Origin of the sequence: Rhodanobacter ginsenosidimutans (assembly GCF_042655685.1) — a bacterium.
Classification (GTDB): Bacteria; Pseudomonadota; Gammaproteobacteria; order Xanthomonadales; family Rhodanobacteraceae; genus Rhodanobacter; species Rhodanobacter ginsenosidimutans.
On sequence record NZ_JBHSMM010000001.1, the window covers coordinates 1,153,973 to 1,171,197 of the forward strand.

Annotated in this window: 19 protein-coding genes; 11 read left to right on the forward strand and 8 right to left on the reverse strand. The window is 66.2% G+C overall.

Translation table 11 applies throughout. The features are described 5' to 3' along the window. Positions 1–11 precede the first annotated feature (11 nt). From ACFPK0_RS04865 to ACFPK0_RS04875, 3 genes are all read left to right on the forward strand, one after another. Positions 12–749, forward strand: coding sequence for a hypothetical protein (locus ACFPK0_RS04865; protein ID WP_056081292.1), 738 nt, complete (start codon positions 12–14; stop codon positions 747–749). A gap of 133 nt (positions 750–882) precedes the next feature. Continuing rightward, positions 883–1,779, forward strand: a complete 897-nt coding sequence (locus ACFPK0_RS04870) for a glycosyltransferase family 2 protein (RefSeq protein WP_377338800.1) — start codon at positions 883–885, stop codon at positions 1,777–1,779. 181 nt (positions 1,780–1,960) lie between these two features. Further along, entirely contained in the window at positions 1,961–2,869 is a 909-nt protein-coding gene (locus ACFPK0_RS04875; protein ID WP_377338802.1) for a DMT family transporter, read from the forward strand. Here ACFPK0_RS04875 and ACFPK0_RS04880 read toward each other — a convergent pair. The 3 genes from ACFPK0_RS04880 to ACFPK0_RS04890 all read right to left on the reverse strand — a co-directional run bounded on the left by ACFPK0_RS04880 (position 2,857) and on the right by ACFPK0_RS04890 (position 5,814). Then, a complete protein-coding gene (locus ACFPK0_RS04880) occupies positions 2,857–3,390 on the reverse strand; it encodes a DUF2127 domain-containing protein (protein ID WP_377338804.1) in 534 nt (177 codons plus the stop codon). The genes ACFPK0_RS04875 and ACFPK0_RS04880 overlap by 13 nt on opposite strands. Positions 3,391–3,547: 157 nt before the next feature. After that, on the reverse strand, positions 3,548–3,742 hold the full coding sequence (locus ACFPK0_RS04885; protein WP_056083948.1) for a YbdD/YjiX family protein: 195 nt from the start codon (positions 3,740–3,742) through the stop codon (positions 3,548–3,550). Continuing rightward, positions 3,742–5,814 (reverse strand): carbon starvation CstA family protein, encoded by a 2,073-nt coding sequence (locus ACFPK0_RS04890; protein WP_056607374.1) that lies wholly within the window; start codon positions 5,812–5,814, stop codon positions 3,742–3,744. The genes ACFPK0_RS04885 and ACFPK0_RS04890 overlap by 1 nt, the downstream gene beginning before the upstream one ends. A 176-nt stretch (positions 5,815–5,990) precedes the next feature. Between ACFPK0_RS04890 and ACFPK0_RS04895 the strand changes: the two genes are divergently transcribed. From ACFPK0_RS04895 to ACFPK0_RS04910, 4 genes are all read left to right on the forward strand, one after another. After that, a complete protein-coding gene (locus ACFPK0_RS04895; RefSeq protein ID WP_377338807.1) occupies positions 5,991–6,788 on the forward strand; it encodes a DUF4197 domain-containing protein in 798 nt (265 codons plus the stop codon). 148 nt (positions 6,789–6,936) lie between these two features. Further along, complete coding sequence (gene def / locus ACFPK0_RS04900) at positions 6,937–7,473, forward strand: peptide deformylase (protein WP_056081280.1); 537 nt, start codon at positions 6,937–6,939, stop codon at positions 7,471–7,473. Further along, the gene (locus ACFPK0_RS04905; RefSeq protein ID WP_377338809.1) at positions 7,473–7,754 is read left to right on the forward strand and encodes a DUF427 domain-containing protein; all 282 of its coding nucleotides are present in this window, start codon (positions 7,473–7,475) and stop codon (positions 7,752–7,754) included. Before def ends, ACFPK0_RS04905 begins: the two co-directional genes overlap by 1 nt. 110 nt (positions 7,755–7,864) lie before the next feature. Then, positions 7,865–8,470 (forward strand): flavodoxin family protein, encoded by a 606-nt coding sequence (locus ACFPK0_RS04910; RefSeq protein ID WP_377338811.1) that lies wholly within the window; start codon positions 7,865–7,867, stop codon positions 8,468–8,470. Positions 8,471–8,542: 72 nt separating this feature from the next. Here the strand turns inward: ACFPK0_RS04910 and ACFPK0_RS04915 are convergent, their stop codons facing one another. Further along, entirely contained in the window at positions 8,543–9,283 is a 741-nt protein-coding gene (locus ACFPK0_RS04915; protein ID WP_377338813.1) for a hypothetical protein, read from the reverse strand. 202 nt (positions 9,284–9,485) lie between these two features. Between ACFPK0_RS04915 and ACFPK0_RS04920 the strand changes: the two genes are divergently transcribed. Further along, positions 9,486–9,716: a hypothetical protein gene (locus ACFPK0_RS04920; RefSeq protein ID WP_056083943.1), complete on the forward strand. Its 231-nt coding sequence runs from the start codon at positions 9,486–9,488 to the stop codon at positions 9,714–9,716. A gap of 54 nt (positions 9,717–9,770) precedes the next feature. Here ACFPK0_RS04920 and ftrA read toward each other — a convergent pair whose 3' ends face one another. Continuing rightward, positions 9,771–10,778, reverse strand: coding sequence for a transcriptional regulator FtrA (gene ftrA, locus ACFPK0_RS04925; protein WP_377338815.1), 1,008 nt, complete (start codon positions 10,776–10,778; stop codon positions 9,771–9,773). 87 nt (positions 10,779–10,865) lie between these two features. Here ftrA and ACFPK0_RS04930 point away from each other — a divergent pair, with 87 nt between their 5' ends. Both ACFPK0_RS04930 and ACFPK0_RS04935 read left to right on the forward strand, forming a co-directional pair. Continuing rightward, positions 10,866–11,273, forward strand: coding sequence for a rhodanese-like domain-containing protein (locus ACFPK0_RS04930; protein WP_377338817.1), 408 nt, complete (start codon positions 10,866–10,868; stop codon positions 11,271–11,273). A gap of 201 nt (positions 11,274–11,474) precedes the next feature. After that, a complete protein-coding gene (locus ACFPK0_RS04935) occupies positions 11,475–11,894 on the forward strand; it encodes a GNAT family N-acetyltransferase (RefSeq protein ID WP_377338819.1) in 420 nt (139 codons plus the stop codon). A gap of 58 nt (positions 11,895–11,952) precedes the next feature. On the opposite strand, the gene ACFPK0_RS04940 is transcribed toward ACFPK0_RS04935, so the two are convergent. Both ACFPK0_RS04940 and pyrF read right to left on the reverse strand, forming a co-directional pair. After that, positions 11,953–12,705, reverse strand: a complete 753-nt coding sequence (locus tag ACFPK0_RS04940) for a hypothetical protein (RefSeq protein ID WP_377338822.1) — start codon at positions 12,703–12,705, stop codon at positions 11,953–11,955. A 143-nt stretch (positions 12,706–12,848) separates the two neighbouring features. Then, positions 12,849–13,661, reverse strand: coding sequence for an orotidine-5'-phosphate decarboxylase (pyrF, locus tag ACFPK0_RS04945; protein ID WP_377338824.1), 813 nt, complete (start codon positions 13,659–13,661; stop codon positions 12,849–12,851). Between the two features lie 109 nt (positions 13,662–13,770). On the opposite strand from pyrF, the gene ACFPK0_RS04950 reads away from it, so the two are divergent. Then, positions 13,771–15,309 carry a hypothetical protein gene (locus tag ACFPK0_RS04950; RefSeq protein WP_377338826.1) on the forward strand — a complete coding sequence of 513 codons (1,539 nt, stop codon included), beginning with the start codon at positions 13,771–13,773 and terminating at the stop codon, positions 15,307–15,309. A gap of 159 nt (positions 15,310–15,468) precedes the next feature. Here ACFPK0_RS04950 and ettA read toward each other — a convergent pair whose 3' ends face one another. After that, positions 15,469–17,133, reverse strand: a complete 1,665-nt coding sequence (gene ettA / locus ACFPK0_RS04955) for an energy-dependent translational throttle protein EttA (RefSeq protein WP_377338828.1) — start codon at positions 17,131–17,133, stop codon at positions 15,469–15,471. Positions 17,134–17,225 lie beyond the last annotated feature (92 nt).

Sequence of the window (17,225 nt, forward strand, 5' to 3'; positions counted from 1 at the left end):
GCCACTGAGCCATGGCCCGGTGGCGCTTACCCGAGTGGCATGCCGTGGCGCCGATGCTGGCATGGCTCGCGGCGCTGGCGTTGCTGCCGTGGTGGCTGGGGCTGCCCCTGTTGCTGGCGCTGGCTGCCGCGTTGTTGTTGCAACTGCACTGGCCGGCTGAACACGCCAGGCTGTTGCGGCAGGCGTTGCGCTGGGGCCTGCCCGGGGTGATGGTCGCGCTGCAACGGGCATTGGGTGGCGGAGCGTTCGGCGTGGGTGCCGCATTGCTGGGCGCACTCGCTGGCTACACCTTGCTGGCCGGCATGGAGGCATGGCTGGATCGCGACCTGCGCCGCGCCCCCGCCGGCACCACCTCCGACGCGGAATGGCCCGAGCTGGCCCGCGCGCCGATCGGCCCGCCCGCCCGCATCATCGAACTGCGCCCACCCGAGTGGCACGCCGCATCAGCGGAACTCGCCGACCCGCGCGGCGGCCGCTTGCAGTGGCGCGAAGGCAGCTACCTGTTTGCCGACGGCATGCAAGTGGAAGCCGGCGAGCAATGCGATTTCAGCCCGGGCGGACGCTGGTTCGCTGCCCGCCCCGAACACGGCCGTCGCCTGCTGCTATGCGATCGCGACCATCACCGCTGCCACCGCCTGCGCGGCTGGAACCTGTATGGCTGGGACGGCGAACAGCCCTGGCTGCAACGGCGCGAAGGCGACATGCCGGTGCCGCTGGAACACGTCGCCGGCTCCCGCGGGCGACGGTAGGAGCGCACCCTGTGGGAGCGGCTTCAGCCGCGATGCCCTTGTCACATCAAAGCAAGGCATCGCGGCTGAAGCCGCTCCCACCGATGCACCCATCCGGTTCTCACATCGCCCCGTCTCACGCATACTTGCGCCGGTGAATCCTCCTTCTTCTTCCGCTTCCGCGCCCGCGGTCAGCATCATCGTGGTGTCGGCCGACAGCGGCCCGTCGCTGCGCGATGGCGTGCGCGAGGTATTGGCTGGCACCTTGCCGCTGGAACTGATCCTGATCGACAACGCCTCCACCGACGGCATGCCGCAGGCGATCGCGCGGGCGCACGCGGGTGACGCGCGGTTGCGGGTGATCGAGAACGGGGCGAACCTGGGCTTCGGGCCGGCGGTGAATCGCGCGGCTGCACAGGCATGCGGCGAAACCTTGCTGGTGTTGAACCCCGATTGCCTGCTGCAGGAAACGGCGTTGCAGCGGTTGCTCGATATCCTCGAAGCGCATCCGCGTGCGGGACTGGTGGGATCAGTGGTGTGCGACGCCGACGGCCAGCCCGACCCGGCCTCGTTCCGCCGCGATCCGCTGTTGCGGCGCGCGCTCACCAGCCTGTTCGGTGGCGCGGGAGAAGGCGTGGCGATCGACGGCGCCATGCCCGATCGGGTGGTGGAAGCCGAGGCCGTCTCCGGCGCGGTGATGCTGCTGCCGCGCGGGGTTTTCCAGCAGTTGGGCGGCTTCGACGAAGGCTATTTCCTGCACTGCGAGGATCTGGACCTGTGCCGCCGCGTGCGTGATGCCGGCTACCAGGTGCTGCTGGCGGGCGACGTGCGTGTGCCGCATGGCAAGGGCAGTTCCAGCCGCCACCGGCCGGTGTTCGTCAGCCGCTACAAGCACCGCGGCATGTGGCGCTGGTTTCGCAAGTTTGACCCGGCCGCGCGCAACCCGCTGCTGGCGGCCGTGGTGTGGCTCGGTATCTGGGGACACTTTTTGTTGCTGGTGCCGGGGCAGTGGTGGCGTGCGAGGCAACGGGTTCGGGGCGGGAACGCCTGATTTCGCGCAACAGTTTCCTCAACCGTTCCGGCTGAGCGTAGCCGCGCAGCGGCGTAGTCGAAGCCCTGCCGCATAACCACCCTTCGACTCCGCCGCTGGGCGGCTACGCTCAGGGCGATCGATGGGAGCTTCCCCATTCCCCATTCCCCCATTCCCCATTCCCCATTCCATCCGGCACGCCATGCCCAACCCACGCCAGACCACCACCCTCGCGACCCTCGGCCTGCTGGCAATGACAGCCGTCTGGGGTTCGACCTTCGTGCTGATCAAGGACGTGGTGGGGCGCATGCCGGTGGCGGATTTTCTGGCCGTGCGTTTCCTGATCGGCGCGGGGGTGATGTTGGCGTTGTTCGCGCGGCCGGTGTGGCGGCTTGGCCGGCAACAGCTGGTGCGCGGCTTGTTGCTGGGTGCGCTCTACGGCGTTGGGCAGCTGCTGCAGACCTGGGGCCTGGCCTTGATCGCACCCAGCGTCAGCGGTTTTGTCACCGGCATGTATGTGGTGTTCACGCCGATCCTGGCGGTGCTGTTGTTGCGTCGGCGGATGCCTGCCGTGACGTGGCTGGCGGTGGCCTTGTCCACGGCGGGGTTGGCGCTGCTGTCGCTCAATGGGCTTTCGGTGGATCTGGGCGTGTGGCTGACGCTGGCCTCGGCCGTGCTGTATGCGCTGCACATCGTGGGGCTGGGGCAATGGTCGCGGCCGGGCGAGGCGTTCGGCATGTCGGCGGTGCAGATGCTGGCGATCGCCGCGGTCTGCCTGTTGGCCACCGCACCGCACGGCCCGGTGTGGCCACCCGACCGCAACGCGTGGCTGGCGATTCTGTACATGGCGCTGATCGCCGGCGCCGGCGCGATGCTGATGCAGACTTGGGCGCAGTCACACCTGCCGGCCACCCGCGCCGCCATCGTGATGACCACCGAGCCGGTATTTGCCGCGGCGTTCGCGGTGCTGTTCGGCAGTGACGTGCTGGGCTGGCGCATGCTGGCAGGCGGCGCGCTGGTGCTGGCGGCGATGTATCTGGTGGAGCTGGCGCCGCGCCGGTCCGACACGGCGACCGCGCTGCAAGCCGAGGCGGCGCATCACGAGGTGTGAGGCTGTTGCGTCCTGATGGATGCGCCGCCACGCGGCTGCAACGCGATCCGCACCAGGTAAATGATGATCGCCACATTGCCCACCAGGGTGGCCAGTTTCAACCAGCCGAAGCGGTGCAGCGTCTCGTACAGCTCCAGCGGAATCAGCGAACCGGTGGCGATCACCGTGAACCATTCCGCCCAGTGCCTGCCCAGCCACAGGCCGATGCCCTCGACGCCGAACAGCGCCGCATAACCCAACGCCACCGCGCCGACCGCCACGAACTTGCTGGGACCGAACGCCACCAGCACGCCCACCAGTTTCCAGCGCAGGCCATTGCTGTCGGCCAGCGAAAGATGTTCCAGCCAGTGCACCAGGTGTTCGAAATTCTGCTGATGGTCCAGATGGAACGCCGCCATCGCCACCAGCAGCAGGCAGGCGGTCTTTACGATCTCGTACATTGCGATGACGCGCAGTTCGGGGTGGCGTTGCAGCGGTGCGGATTTCAGCGGGGACGGCAGGGTGATTTCGGTGGGGGACATGGTGGGCATCAAGCAGACAAGCAGCCCATTGTCCTCGCTTCGCACCGGTTGACCAATGCGCCATGCATTACCCCTGTAGGAGCGGCTTCAGCCGCGACCGCTCTGCGTCGAGACAGAAGCGGTCGCGGCTGAAGCCGCTCCTACATTGAGCAGCTCGTCAGCAACAGCGCCCGCCACCGCCCTTGTAGCGCGCTTCCTGCCGTTCGCGGAAAAACTCGCCATAGTTGGGCACCTTGCGCTCGGGGTGATGCTCGCGCAGATGCTTCACGTAGACGTCGTAGTCGGGTATGCCGCAGCACAGGCGGGCGGTCTGCACCGCCCACTTGCGTACCGCGTTCAACGTGCTGGCCATCACGACGCCACGCTACCCAACGCCACGTAGGGCTCTTCATGCGCGGTGGGATGGTTGGCCTGCCAGCCCCGGATCAGCGCGCGCAGGCAGAACACCACCATCACCACGATCAGCAGCATGAACAGGCCGGTGAGCGCCATGTCCACGTAGTTGTTGGTGACGATCTGCTGCATGGCGGCCGGGGTCTTGGCCGGCGCCAGCAGCTGGCCCTGCTGCAGGGCCGCGTTGTACTTGTTGGCGGCGGCGGTGAAGCTGATCGGGCCGACCAGTTTCTGGTAACCGGCGGTGAGCGTGCAGATGATCAGCCAGATCGCCGGGATGCCCGGCACCCACACGTAGCGCTCGCGCTTGAGTTTCACCACCACCACGGTGGCCAGCATCAGCGCGATTGCCGCCAGCATCTGGTTGGCGATGCCGAACAACGGCCACAAGGTGTTGATGCCGCCCAGCGGGTCGACCGCGCCCTGGTACAGGAAATAACCCCACAGGAACACGCAGATCGCAGTGGCCAGCAGGTTGCCAGCCCACGACTCGGTTTCCTGCAGCGGCTGGTGGATCAGGCCGGCGATCTCCTGGATCATGAAGCGGCCCACACGGGTGCCCGCGTCCACCGTGGTGAGGATGAATAGCGCCTCGAACAGGATCGCGTAGTGGTACCAGAACGCCATCATGCCGCCGCCCGGCAGGATGTTGTGCAGCAGCTGGGCCATGCCCACGGCCAGCGTGGGCGCACCCCCGGCACGGCTGAGGATGCTGTTTTCGCCGATGTCCTGGGCCGTCTTGATCAACTCGTCCGGTGTCACCACAAAGCCCCACTGGCTGATCGTGGTGGCCGCTTCCTGCACCGTGGTGCCGATGATGGCGCTGGGCGAGTTCATCGCGAAGTACACGCCCGGGTGCAGGTAGGTGGCGGCGATCAACGCCATGATCGCCACGAAGGCTTCGCACAGCATGCCGCCGTAACCGACCATGCGCGCCTGGCCCTCGTTGGCCAGCAGCTTGGGTGTGGTGCCGGAGGCGATGATCGAATGCCAGCCGGACACCGCACCGCAGGCGATGGTGATGAACAGGAACGGGAACAGGTCGCCGGCGAACACCGGGCCGGTACCGTCGATGAAGCGGGTCACCGCCGGCATCTGCAGGTCCGGCGCGGCGATCAGGATCGCCAGCGCCAGCAACGCGATGGTGCCGATCTTCAGGAAGGTGGAAAGGTAATCGCGCGGCGCCAGCAGCAGCCACACCGGCAACACCGAGGCCACGAAGCCGTAGCCGATCAGCCACCAGGCCAGCGCCTTGGCGTCCATGTCGAACAGCGGCGCCAGCGTGGCCGAGTCGGCCACGTACTTGCCGGCCCAGATCGAGACCAGCAGCAGCACCAGGCCGATGATAGACACCTCGAGAATCCGCCCCGGCCGGAACCAGCGCATGTAGCCGCCCATCAGGAACGCGATCGGGATGGTGGCGGCCACGGTGAACGTGCCCCACGGGCTGTGCGTCAGTGCCTTGACCACCACCAGCGCCAGCACCGCCAGCACGATCATCATCAACACCAGCACGCCGATCATCGCCACGATGCCGGGCACCGGTCCCAGTTCCTCGCGCAACATGTGGCCCAGCGAACGCGCGTCGCGGCGCAGCGACAGGCCCAGGATCATGAAGTCCTGCACTGCGCCGGCAAACACCACGCCGAACAGGATCCACAACGTGCCGGGCAGATAACCCATCTGGGCAGCCAGCACCGGGCCGACCAGCGGGCCGGCGCCGGCGATCGCGGCGAAGTGGTGGCCGAACACCACCCATTTGTCGGTGGGCACGTAATCGAGGCCGTCGTTGCGCAGCACGGAGGGCGGCGCGCGGGTGGGGTCCAACCTCAACACGGAGTGTTCGACGAACTTGCCGTAGAAGCGGTAGCCGATGGCGAAGATCGCCGTTGCGGCAGCTACCAGCCAGATCGCATTGATCGGTTCGCCCCGTCTCAATGCCACCACGCCCAGGCAGAAAGCACCGATGATGGCGATCGCGACCCAGACAATCTTGCTGGCGGCGCTCGGCGGGGGAACGGTGGCTTGCATCGTCTGCATGGCAACTCCTCCTCGGCAATACCGCAAGACTCCGCCCGGCGGCGGCGATGGTCAATGCCAAATAAGGCCAGCCGGATTAGCCATTGGTCGAATTGCGAGATCCGTGCACACCGCGTCACAGGGGCGGCGCTACACTGCCCGGCCCGCCGCCATCGAGGAAATACGCCATGCGCATCGCGATACGTCACGGTTTGTGCGGTCTTGCCCTGGTGGCTCTGGCGTTGCCGGTGGGCGCCGTCGGGTCCAATCAATTCAAGGACTTGTTGAACAAGGTCAAGCAGTCGACGCACACCTCGAATACGTCGCAGGCGGGCAGCAACCTGCCGACCAGCGACATCGCCGCCGGCCTCAAGGAAGCGCTGGCCAAGGGCACCACCAACGCCATCAACAGTCTCGGCCGCGACGGCGGCTTCTGGAACAACGCCAAGGTGCGTATTCCCCTGCCGGGCAAGCTCGAACAGGCCGGCCAGCTGGCCAGGCAACTGGGCCAGGGCGCCAAGGTGGATGCGTTCGAGTTGAGCATGAACCGCGCCGCCGAGAAGGCGGTGCCACAGGTTGCCGGGATCTTCGGCGACGCCATCCGCAAGATGACGCTGGACGACGCGCGCGGCATCCTCACCGGCGGTGACCACGCGGCCACCGATTTCTTCCGTCGCGTGGCCGGCGATGCACTGACCGCGCGCATCCATCCCATCGTGGCCCAGGCCACCGACAGCGCCGGCGTCACCCGGAAATACAAGGCGTTCACCTCTGGCAGCGGTGGTGGCCAGCTCGGCAGCGTGCTCGGGGCGCTGGGCGGCGGAAAGTCGAACAAGGGCGGCAGCCCGCTGGACCTGGACGACTACGTGACAGCGAAAACACTGGATGGCCTGTTCACCGAGATCGGCGCGCAGGAACGATCGATCCGCGAGAACCCCGCTGCGCGCAGCACCGAGTTGCTGAAAAAGGTGTTCGGCGGCGGTTGAACCCGCTTGCGGGTTCAACAAACACAACGCTCAGGCTTTGTGGCTCGCCGGGGCTCGTGCTTCTCGTGGCTCGTGAACCACATCGCTTGCATTGCGCCGCACCGCCCCTAGATCGTCAAGAGATGGCGATTCCACGTCGAGGTTCTGCATGATTCGCGAAATCCTGAAGATGGGCGACCCACGGTTGCTGCGCGTCGCCCCGGCCGTGCCCACGGCGATGCTGGGCAGCGCGGAGCTGGATGTGCTGATCGCCGACATGTTCGAAACCATGCACGACGCCGGCGGCGTGGGGCTGGCCGCGCCGCAGATCGGCGTCGACCTGCAACTGGTGATCTTCGGTTTCGACCACAACGAGCGCTACCCCGACGCACCGGCAGTGCCGCGCACGATCCTGCTCAACCCGCTGATCACCCCACTGTCGCAGGACATGGAAGAAGGCTGGGAAGGCTGCCTGTCCGTACCGGGCCTGCGCGGCGCGGTGAGCCGTTACTCACTCATCCGCTACCAGGGCGTCGACCCGCAAGGCACCCGCATCGACCGCACCGCCGAAGGCTTCCACGCCCGCGTGGTGCAGCACGAATGCGACCACCTGATCGGTCGCCTGTACCCCTCGCGCATCACCGACTTCAGCAAGTTCGGCTACACCGATGTGCTGTTTCCGGGGCAGGACCTGGGAGACGATTGATGAAAGCCATCTGGAACGACACCGTGCTGGCCGACAGCGACGACACCGTCGTGGTTGAGGGCAATCACTACTTTCCCGCCGCCTCGTTGCGAGAGGAATATTTCCGCGAAAGCGATCATCACAGCGTGTGTCCGTGGAAGGGTACGGCCAGCTATTACGACGTGGTGGTCGGTGATGCAGTGAATGCCCAGGCCGCGTGGTACTACCCGCAGCCGAAGGAAGCCGCGGCGCAGATCGCCGGTCGGGTGGCGTTCTGGAAAGGGGTGCGCGTCGTCGATTGATACGGCGGGTTTTTGCGTTGCCGTTCTCCATGCAACGGCAACACATGATGCTGACCGCATTTCGACATCCGCAGGCGCAGGCTGGAAAGCCCTTGATTCAAGGAGCCGCCATGCTTTCCGCCTTCGGCCTCAACTGCACCCTCAAGACCGGCAACGAACCATCGTCCACCCAGAAACTGCTCGATCAGGTGCTGGAAGCACTGCAGGGCTACGACGTGGCCACCGCCAGCGAGCGCGCCGTCAACCACGACATCAAGCCCGGCGTGAAGACCGACCAGGGGCCGGGCGACGCGTGGCCCGCGCTGCGCAAACGCATCGACGACGCCAACATCTTCGTGCTGGCCACGCCCATCTGGATGGGCCAGCCATGCAGCGTGGCCAAACGGGTGTGCGAACGTCTCGACGCGGTATTCGGCGAGATCGACGAGCACGGCGTCTATCCCACCTTCGGCAAGGTCGCCATGGTCTGCGTGGTCGGTAACGAGGACGGTGCGCATCACGTCACCGCGGAGCTCTACCAGGCGCTGGCCGATGTCGGTTTCAGTATCCCCGGCGGCAGCTCCAGCTACTGGGTCGGCGAGGCGATGCACAAGACCAACTACATCGACCTGAAGGAAACGCCCAAGGCGCTGGCCGGCGCGATCAAGACCCAGGCCTGCAATGCGGCGCATCTGGCGGGGCTGTTGCAGGGAAGCCCGTATCCGCGGACGAATTAGGAATCTGTCAGCGCAAGCGTGGATACGCATCGTCCATGCAGCGGGTTACGCATGGACGATGCGAGCAGCGTGTCAGTTTGCGGTGGTCGGCGCGGCCTTCGCCGCCTTCGCCGCTGATGCCGCGTCGTCGAATTGCCAGGCGGGTTTGCCCTTGCCGTCGAAATTGAGTTGCGCGTGGGGCAGGTTGTCTTTGCCGTAGAACTGCATGTGCACCTCGTTCGCGGTGGTGCCCAGTTCGAGTGCCGGCGCGTGCACCTTGCCGTCGGCATAATTCATGATCATGCCCGCGAAGCCATCCCGGTCATCGACCATCAGGCCGATTGCGTCGCTGAGCGGCGCCGCACGGTCCAGGCCGATCACGACACGGCCCATGCCCAGGAAGGCCATGCCGCCACGCTCGTTGCCTTTCTTGTCGAACAAGGCCAGGCCGTAGTTGTCGCCGTCGCCGATGCGCTTCAGGGTTTGGCCACCAATCACCGGTGCGGGCATTTGCCCGATCGCGAGACGATCGGCGCCGGTCTTGCCGAGGAAGATGATGCCGTCCGAAGCGTCGTCCTTGCGGGTGCGGTCCTTGCTGGCGGGCACCGGCGCGCCGATCAGGATGCGGTCGTGGCCCTGGGCATCGGTGATCACCAGGCCTTGCGTGCGGATGATCGCGTCGGGCTTGGCCGGCGCCTCGGGTTTGCGCAGCAGGGACACGGCGGCCAGCGCAACCACCGCCAGCAGGGCGAGGATCACCAGCACGCGCAAACGGGCTACTTCATGTTGCAGGCGGTTCCAGTCTTCGATACGCACATCGGCAAGTCCGTTCATCTTGGGGAATCCTTGTGTGATGGAGGGAGGGACATGCCGCCGGATACCGCATCCAGCAGTAGGCCCTCGGCGAGTATAGGATTCCCGTGTTTGGTGCTCCACACCGTTGCGGTGGCAACCGCCAAATCACCGGTGGCGTAAGCTGGAGAGCGGTGGCTTTCCGCCGGGGAGAGATTTGGTGAAGAAAGAAGATGAAACGCACATGCAGATTGTGTCCGCGGATATCAGCTCGGAACTGCTGACCGGGATGGTGATTTTTCGACCGCACTGCGTATCCCGCGTCGGCCGCACCGTGGGCGACGTGAGCAAGAAGGGCAACTGGTACGCCCTGCGTCCCGGTGAGGTGCGCAGCTTTGCGCGAGCGCTGCTGGACGCAGCCGATGCGCTGGACCTGAAGGCGAAAACCCTGCAGGCGGCCAAGACGGCCGCCTGATTGGCGTTACGGCCGATCGGATGCAGCGACGCTGCGGCGTCGGCGCATCGGCCGTCACACGGTGGTCGGTTCCCGCCGCGTTTCCGTGGCAGCGAAGCGCGCCTTGTAGGCGCCGGGGCTGACGCCAAGCTTGCGGCGGAAATGATGGCGCAGGGTGATCGCGCTGCCGAAGCCGCACTCGCCGGCGATGGCGTCGATGGACAGCGACGAACCCTCCAGCAATTCCCGCGCGCGGTCCACCCGCGCGGCGATCAACCAGTCCGCCGGGCTGGTGCCGGTGGCTTGCTTGAAGTGGCGCATGAAGCTGCGTTCGCTCATCGCCGCCATCGCGGCCAGCTCGGCGATCGGCTGGTGGCTGGCCAGCCGCCGCTGCATGTGGTCGATCACCTTTGACAGCGCGCTGGATTCGCGTTTCGCCACCGGCCGCTCGACGAACTGCGCCTGGCCGCCGTCGCGGTGCGGCGGAATCACCAGCCGCCGCGCCACCTGGTTGGCCACGTCGGCGCCGTGGTCGCGACGCACCAGATGCAGGCACAAGTCCAGGCCCGCCGCGCTGCCGGCGGACGTGAGCAACTGGCCTTCGTCCACGTACAGCACCGCTGGATCGACCTTGATGCGCGGGTACCTGCGTTGCAGCGCCTCGGCGTAGCGCCAGTGGGTGGTGGCGCGGCGGCCATCGAGCAGGCCGGTGGCGGCCAGCACGAAGGCGCCCGAGCAGATCGTCAGCAACCGTGCGCCGCGTGCATGCGCCTCGCGCAGGGCGTCCAGCACGCGTGTCGGTACCGGCACGTCGAGGCCTTTCCAGCCGGGGATGATGATGGTGCCGGCGTCGGCGAGTCGCTCCAGTCCCGCGTCCGCCGTCACCCGCATGCCGTATTGACCACGCAGCGGGCCGCGCTCGGCGGCACAGGTTTCGAAGCGGTACCAGCCGGGCTGCAATTCGGGTCGCGGCAGGCCGAAAACCTCGGCCGCGCAGGCGAACTCGAAGCCGCACAAGCCGTCGTAGACCAGCGCGGCGACCAGTGGGTTGGGCGGGGTTCGGCGGCGACGGGAGATTGGCATGATCTGATCGAAGCGTGTCGTTTTCGCCAATTGTGCGCGCCCCGCCGCGGCCGAACAATGAGTCTCCATCCGCACCCGGGAGCACCCATGTCGAACGCCGTCACCCAGATTCCCGCCGCGCCGTCCGCGCAGGCGCTGCAGCATTTCGAAGCGGCGTTCGCCTTCGAAACCGATTGCTGGGATACGCACGACGCCCTGCAGCAGGCCGAGCCGGGCTTCGTTCTCATCGATGCCCGCGGCCCGGCGCACTACCAGCGCGGGCACGTCCCCGGCGCGATCAACATCCCGCACGCCAAGATCATCGAATCGCGGCTGGCGACGCACCCCGCGGGGACCTTGTTCGTGGTGTATTGCGCCGGCCCGCATTGCAATGGCGCAGCACGCGCCGCCGTGCGGCTGGCCCGGCTGGGACGACCGGTGAAGCTGATGGCCGGTGGTATCACGGGCTGGATCGATGAGGGTTTCGAGCTGGCCGAGGGTACCGGGCATGACTGAGCAGCATGACGAATTAGGGGTGATGCAGGCACCGCGCGCATGGCAGTCGACTGGATCGGTGGCGTCTTACAGGGCACGAAACCACCGGGCGGGACGTCAGTACGATGCCCGACCGGTGCGCGAGCAGGCGTTGGCGATGGAGGCATTGTGAAAGCGCTTGCAGCAGCTTGCGTGGTGCGGCGCGTAGAGCGGCAGGATCTCATGGCGCTGGTCGCGCTTTGTGGCGAACATGCGCTGTACGAGCGGGCAACGCTCGGCACCGCGGCGGACATGCTCGACGGGTTGGCGCGCGCGTTGTTTGCGCCCTCGCCACGGCTGCAGGCATGGGTCGCCGAGGCCGACGGGGACCTGCTGGGTTACGCGACCGCCACGGTCGAGTTCTCGACGTGGCGGGCGCGGGAATTCCTGCACATGGACTGCCTGTTCGTGCGCGAAGGCCGACGTGGTAGGGGCATCGGTGCGTCTTTGCTGGCTACCGTCATCGCGGCCGCCCGCCGCAGCGGTTGCGCAGAAATGCAGTGGCAGACGCCGGATTGGAACACCGATGCCGCACGTTTCTATCGTGGCGTCGGCGCCATCGGGAAACCCAAGTGTCGCTTTTTCCTGCGATTGGAAGGTTGAGCGTGGGTGATCCGCTGGCCGTCAACGCTGGCTGCAAGTCGCATGCAGGCGAGGAGCTTTATGAAGCTGGCGACGCGGCATTCAACGGCGGCACCGCCTGGCTTCCATGCGTCGCAGGAGCCTGGTTATCACTGGACAAGCGCGATATGCAGCTTGGGTAGGGGGCTTGCTCCTCGGGGATCCTCTGGCACAGGAAAATCGGCATCAACTGCTTGAACTGGCCCACCCAGTGCTTTCCGTCGAAGGCGACGGGAGTCGCCTGCGCCGCTCCGCGTTCGGCCCACTGGATCGTGTAGTAGTCCCGCGCACCCTTGATGGCCACGACGAGTGCCGCTTCGCTATGAGGCTTGCCACCGGAAATGGTGGTGCCGCAGGCAATGAAAGCGGCCGCGGCGGGGTAGCCGTCGACGGACGGGCTTCCCAGATCGCCGACGCTTACGCTGTCGGGGCAGGCCTTCCTGAAACCTTCCGCAATCGTATTGAGCAATACCGCGGGCGGCGGTCCGGGGTTGGCGGCGACATCCTTGTATCCGGTGACGGTAATCATTCGGCTCCAGTGTTCAACGTTCTCCCCCATAGGTACGGATTCCCGGATGTAGCCGTGGGCGCTGGTTTCTTCGTTGACCACCTTGAAGTCAAGCGGCATCTTGAAAGCCACCAATTGACTGAAGATCGGTGAGATGACCAGGATGCTGGTCGCGTTCTCCCGTTGAGTGGTGATGTGCGGGGCCTCCGCAGCAGCTGGCCGGAGGGTGACGCCGACCAGAAGCATCAGGAGTGCAGAACGGAAGATCATCGCTGTTCCCTGCATGGGTGGATGCTGTCCATGGACCGCTTGCGACGGAGCCGACAAGCGCGCGTTGCCAAACGCAAAGGATAACCATCCGGCGCAGTGACGCTGTAAGAAAAGGCCCTGATTGCCGTCAGCCCTTTTCTTCTGACGGAGCAGGCGCGTCAGCGGCAGCGATTGATCGTGTCACGCAGTTCGATGGCGGCGTTGCGTGCGGCGAGGGCGAAGTCCTTGTCGTTGCCGGCGTAGATGATGCCGCGGGAGGAGTTGATCATCAGGCCGGTGCCGTCGGTGGTACGGCCGGCGTGCATCACCGCCTCAATGTCGCCGCCCTGGGCGCCGATGCCCGGCACCAGCAGCGGCATGTCGCCGACAAGCGCACGCACCTGGCGGATTTCCTCGGGCCAGGTGGCGCCGGTGACCAGGGCGCAGTTGCCGTGGGTGTTCCAGTCGCGGGCGATGGTCTCGGCCACGCGCAGGTACAGCGGCACGCCGCCGCAATCCAGCGCCTGGAAATCCGCGCCGCCGGGGTTGGAGGTGCGGCACAGCAGGATCACGCCCTTGTCGGCGCGGTCCAGGAACGGCTGGATCGAATCGCGGCCCATGTACGGGTTAAGCGTCACCGCGTCGGCGCCGTAGCGGTCGAACGCCTCGGTGACGTAGTGCTGCGCCGTGCTGCCGATGTCGCCGCGCTTGGCGTCCAGGATCACCGGCACGCCGGGATGCCGCTGGTGGATGTAGGCGATCAGGCGCTCGAGTGCGTCTTCGGCGCGCAGGGCGGCGAAGTGGGCGATCTGCGGTTTGAATGCGCAGGCCAGGTCGGCGGTGGCGTCGACGATGGCGTGGCAGAAGGCGAACACCGCATCGGGCGCGCCCTTGATGTGCGCGGGGAATTTCGCCGGGTCCGGATCGAGCCCCACGCAGACCAGGGTGTCGTGCTGGCGCCAGCGTTGCTGCAGGGCGTCGGAAAAGCGCATGGTCACTCTCGGGTCGGCGGGATCGGTTGGCCATTTTAGCGGCTGGCGGGATTTTTCGTTTATCGTCGACCGGAGTGATCTGTCATCTCGAAACCGCGAGGCCTTGCCCATGACGCACGAGATTTCCGCCAGCCGTCGTCGCTTCCTTCAGATCGGTGCCACTGCCGCCACCATGGCGCTGATCAACCCGTTTGCCGCGCGAGCCGGCGGTGGTTCCGGCGGAACGCCAACGCGCGCCATGTTGAAACTGGGCAAGTCGGCGACCGGACGCACCGTGCCATCGGACCTCGTCGGCCTGAGTTTTGAAACGCTGCAGATGCACGACACCAGCTACTTTTCGGCATCGAACGAGGCGCTGATCGGCATGTTGCGCCGGTTGAATCCGCAGGGCGTGTTGCGCATCGGCGGCAATTCCAGCGATTACTCGGCGTGGAGCGGTTACACCGGCGCGCTGCCGCCGTTCGAGCAATTGCCGCACGCGGTGTTCAAGCGGCCGTACATGGTTACACCCGCACAGCTGACGAACCTGGCGGGCTTTCTCGATGCCACCGGCTGGCGGCTGGTGTTCGGTGTCAACCTGCGCCGCGGCTCGCCGGAGATGGCGGCCGAGTTGGCTGAGGCGGTGCAGCGCGCGGTGGGCGATCGGTTGCAGGCGATCCAGATCGGCAACGAGCCGAGCCTGTACAAGCACGCGGATGGCAGCGCCTTCAGCTACGACGAGTACCTGGCGTTGTGGCGCAAAACCGCCGGGGCGATCCGTCAGCGCGCGCACGTGCCGATCGCCGGCCCCGACACCAGCAATGAAATCGACTGGGTGCGGAAGTTTGCCCACGACACCAACGACATCGTGGCACTCACGCATCACTACTACCGCGGCGGCGCGCCGCAACCGACCACCACGGTGGCGCAAATGCTGGGTGGCGACCCCGACTTCATCCAGCAGGCGGAACAGGTCGCCAAGGTGGCGGCGGCGAAGAAGCTGCCGTTCCTGCTGACCGAAGCGAACTCCTACTGGGGCGGCGGCAAGCTGGGTGTCAGCAATACGTTCGCTTCGGCGTTGTGGGGCGGCGATTTCGCGCTGGCTTGCGCACAGGCCGGCGTGGACGGCATCAACATTCACTCCGGCACGCTGTCGGTGCTGGAGGCATCGCTCAACAAGAACGTGGCGACGGCGCCGAAGGGCGCCACTTACGAGCAGCGGCTGGATGCGATCAGCGGTCGTTACACGCCCATCGCCGGCGATGCGGAGGAGGGTTATTACGCCCGCCCGCTGTATTACGGGTTGCTGCTGGCGCGGCAGTTCGCGGGGGCGGGTTTCGTCGATGCCGCGCTCAGTGCGAACGGCGCCAACCTCACCGCCTACGCGGCCGACCGCAACGGGCAGCGCCTGCTGGCGGTGTTCAACAAGGATCTGCAGCGTGATGTGGATCTGCAGGTGGATTTCGGCCACGCGGGAAGTGCGGCCAAGGTGTGGCGTCTGCAGGCGCCGGGCATCGACGACGTGCACCACACCACGTTGGCTGGCGCCGCCGTGGGGCATACGGGCGAGTGGTCGCCGGTTTCCGATGAAACGCTGCGGATCGATGCGGGGCGGGGCGTGTTGTCGCTGCCGCGTGGTAGTGCCGTGTTGGTAACGGTCGAGGCCTGAAACGAAAACACCCCGCTGCGGCGGGGTGTTTTTTTGCTTGTGGCCTTTGCTCCCTCCCCTGCTTGCAGGGGAGGGTTGGGGTGGGGTGCTTTTGATCTCCCCGCCAGCCCGGACAACCCCCTCCCAACCTCCCCCTGCGCGCAGGGGGAGGAGCAGAGCTCAGGCCAGCTTTTTGTACTTCACGCGCTTCGGACCCGAATCGTCGCCCAGGCGACGCTTCTTGTCGGCCTCGTACTCGTTGTAGTTGCCGGGGAAGAACTCCACGTGCGAGTCGCCTTCGAACGCGATGATGTGGGTGGCGATGCGGTCGAGGAACCAGCGGTCATGCGAGATCACGATCGCGCTGCCGGGGAATTCCAGCAACGCGTCTTCCAGCGCGCGCAGGGTTTCCACGTCCAGGTCGTTGGACGGCTCATCGAGCAGCAGCACGTTGCCGCCCTGCAGCAGGGTCTTGGCCATGTGCAGGCGACCACGCTCACCGCCGGACAGGCTGCCGACGATCTTCTGCTGGTCGGTGCCCTTGAAGTTGAAGCGGCCGATGTAGGCGCGCGACTGGATCTCGAAGTTGCCGATGGTGAGGATGTCCGAACCGCCGGAAACTTCCTGCCATACGTTGTTCTTCGGGTCGAGCGCATCGCGCGACTGGTCGACGTAGGCCAGCTTGGTGGTGTGGCCCAGCTTCACCTCGCCGGTGTCCGGCTGTTCCTTGCCCATGATCATCTTCATCATGGTCGACTTGCCGGCGCCGTTGGGGCCGATCACGCCGATGATCGCGCCTGGCGGCACCTTGAACGACAGGTCCTCGATCAGCATGCGGTCGCCGAACGATTTGGTGACGTTCTTGAACTCGATCACTTCCTGGCCCAGGCGCTCGCCCGGCGGGATGAAGATTTCATTCGTCTCGTTGCGGCGCTGGTAGTCGACCGAGTTCAGTTCCTCGAAGCGGGCCAGGCGGGCCTTGCCCTTGGACTGGCGGCCCTTGGCGGCCGAGCGCACCCACTCCAGCTCCTTCGCGATCGCCTTCTGGCGCGACTTCTCCTGGTTCGCTTCCTGCTTCAGGCGGGCGTCCTTCTGCTCCAGCCACTCGGTGTAGTTGCCCTTCCACGGAATGCCGCGGCCGCGGTCGAGTTCGAGAATCCACTCGGCGGCGTTGTCGAGGAAGTAGCGGTCATGGGTGACCGCCACCACGGTGCCGGGGTAGTCGTGCAGGAATTTTTCCAGCCAGTCGACCGACTCGGCGTCCAAGTGGTTGGTGGGTTCGTCGAGCAGCAGCATGTCCGGCTTGGACAGCAGCAGGCGGCATAGCGCCACGCGGCGCTTCTCGCCGCCAGACAGCGGGCCGACGATGGCATCCCACGCCGGCAGTCGCAGCGCATCGGCGGCCACTTCCAGCTGGCGCTCCAGCGCATGCGCGTCGTTGGCGGCCAGCAGGTTTTCCAGCTGTTCCTGTTCCTTGGCCAGCTTGTCGAAATCCGCGCCGTCCTCGGCGTAGGCGGCGTAGACCTCTTCCAGCCGCTTCTGCGCGTCGAGGATTTCCGACACGCCTTCCTCGACCACTTCGCGCACGGTCTTCTCGGGGTCCAGGTTCGGCTCCTGCGCCAGGTAGCCGATCTTGGTGCCCGGCTGGGCGCGCGCCTCGCCCTGGAAGTCGGTATCCACGCCGGCCATGATCCGCAGCACGGTGGACTTGCCCGCGCCGTTGACGCCGAGCAGGCCGATCTTGGCGCCGGGGAAGAAGCTGAGCGAAATGTCCTTGATGATCTGCCGCTTCGGCGGGACGATCTTGCTGACCCCGTTCATGGTGTAGATGTACTGCGAGCTCATGCAACCTCCGAAAGCGTGCACCGCGCCACCGACGGGCGGCGCGGAAAGGGAATTCATCAAACCGCGCATTATAGCGGCTTGTGCCATCGCAC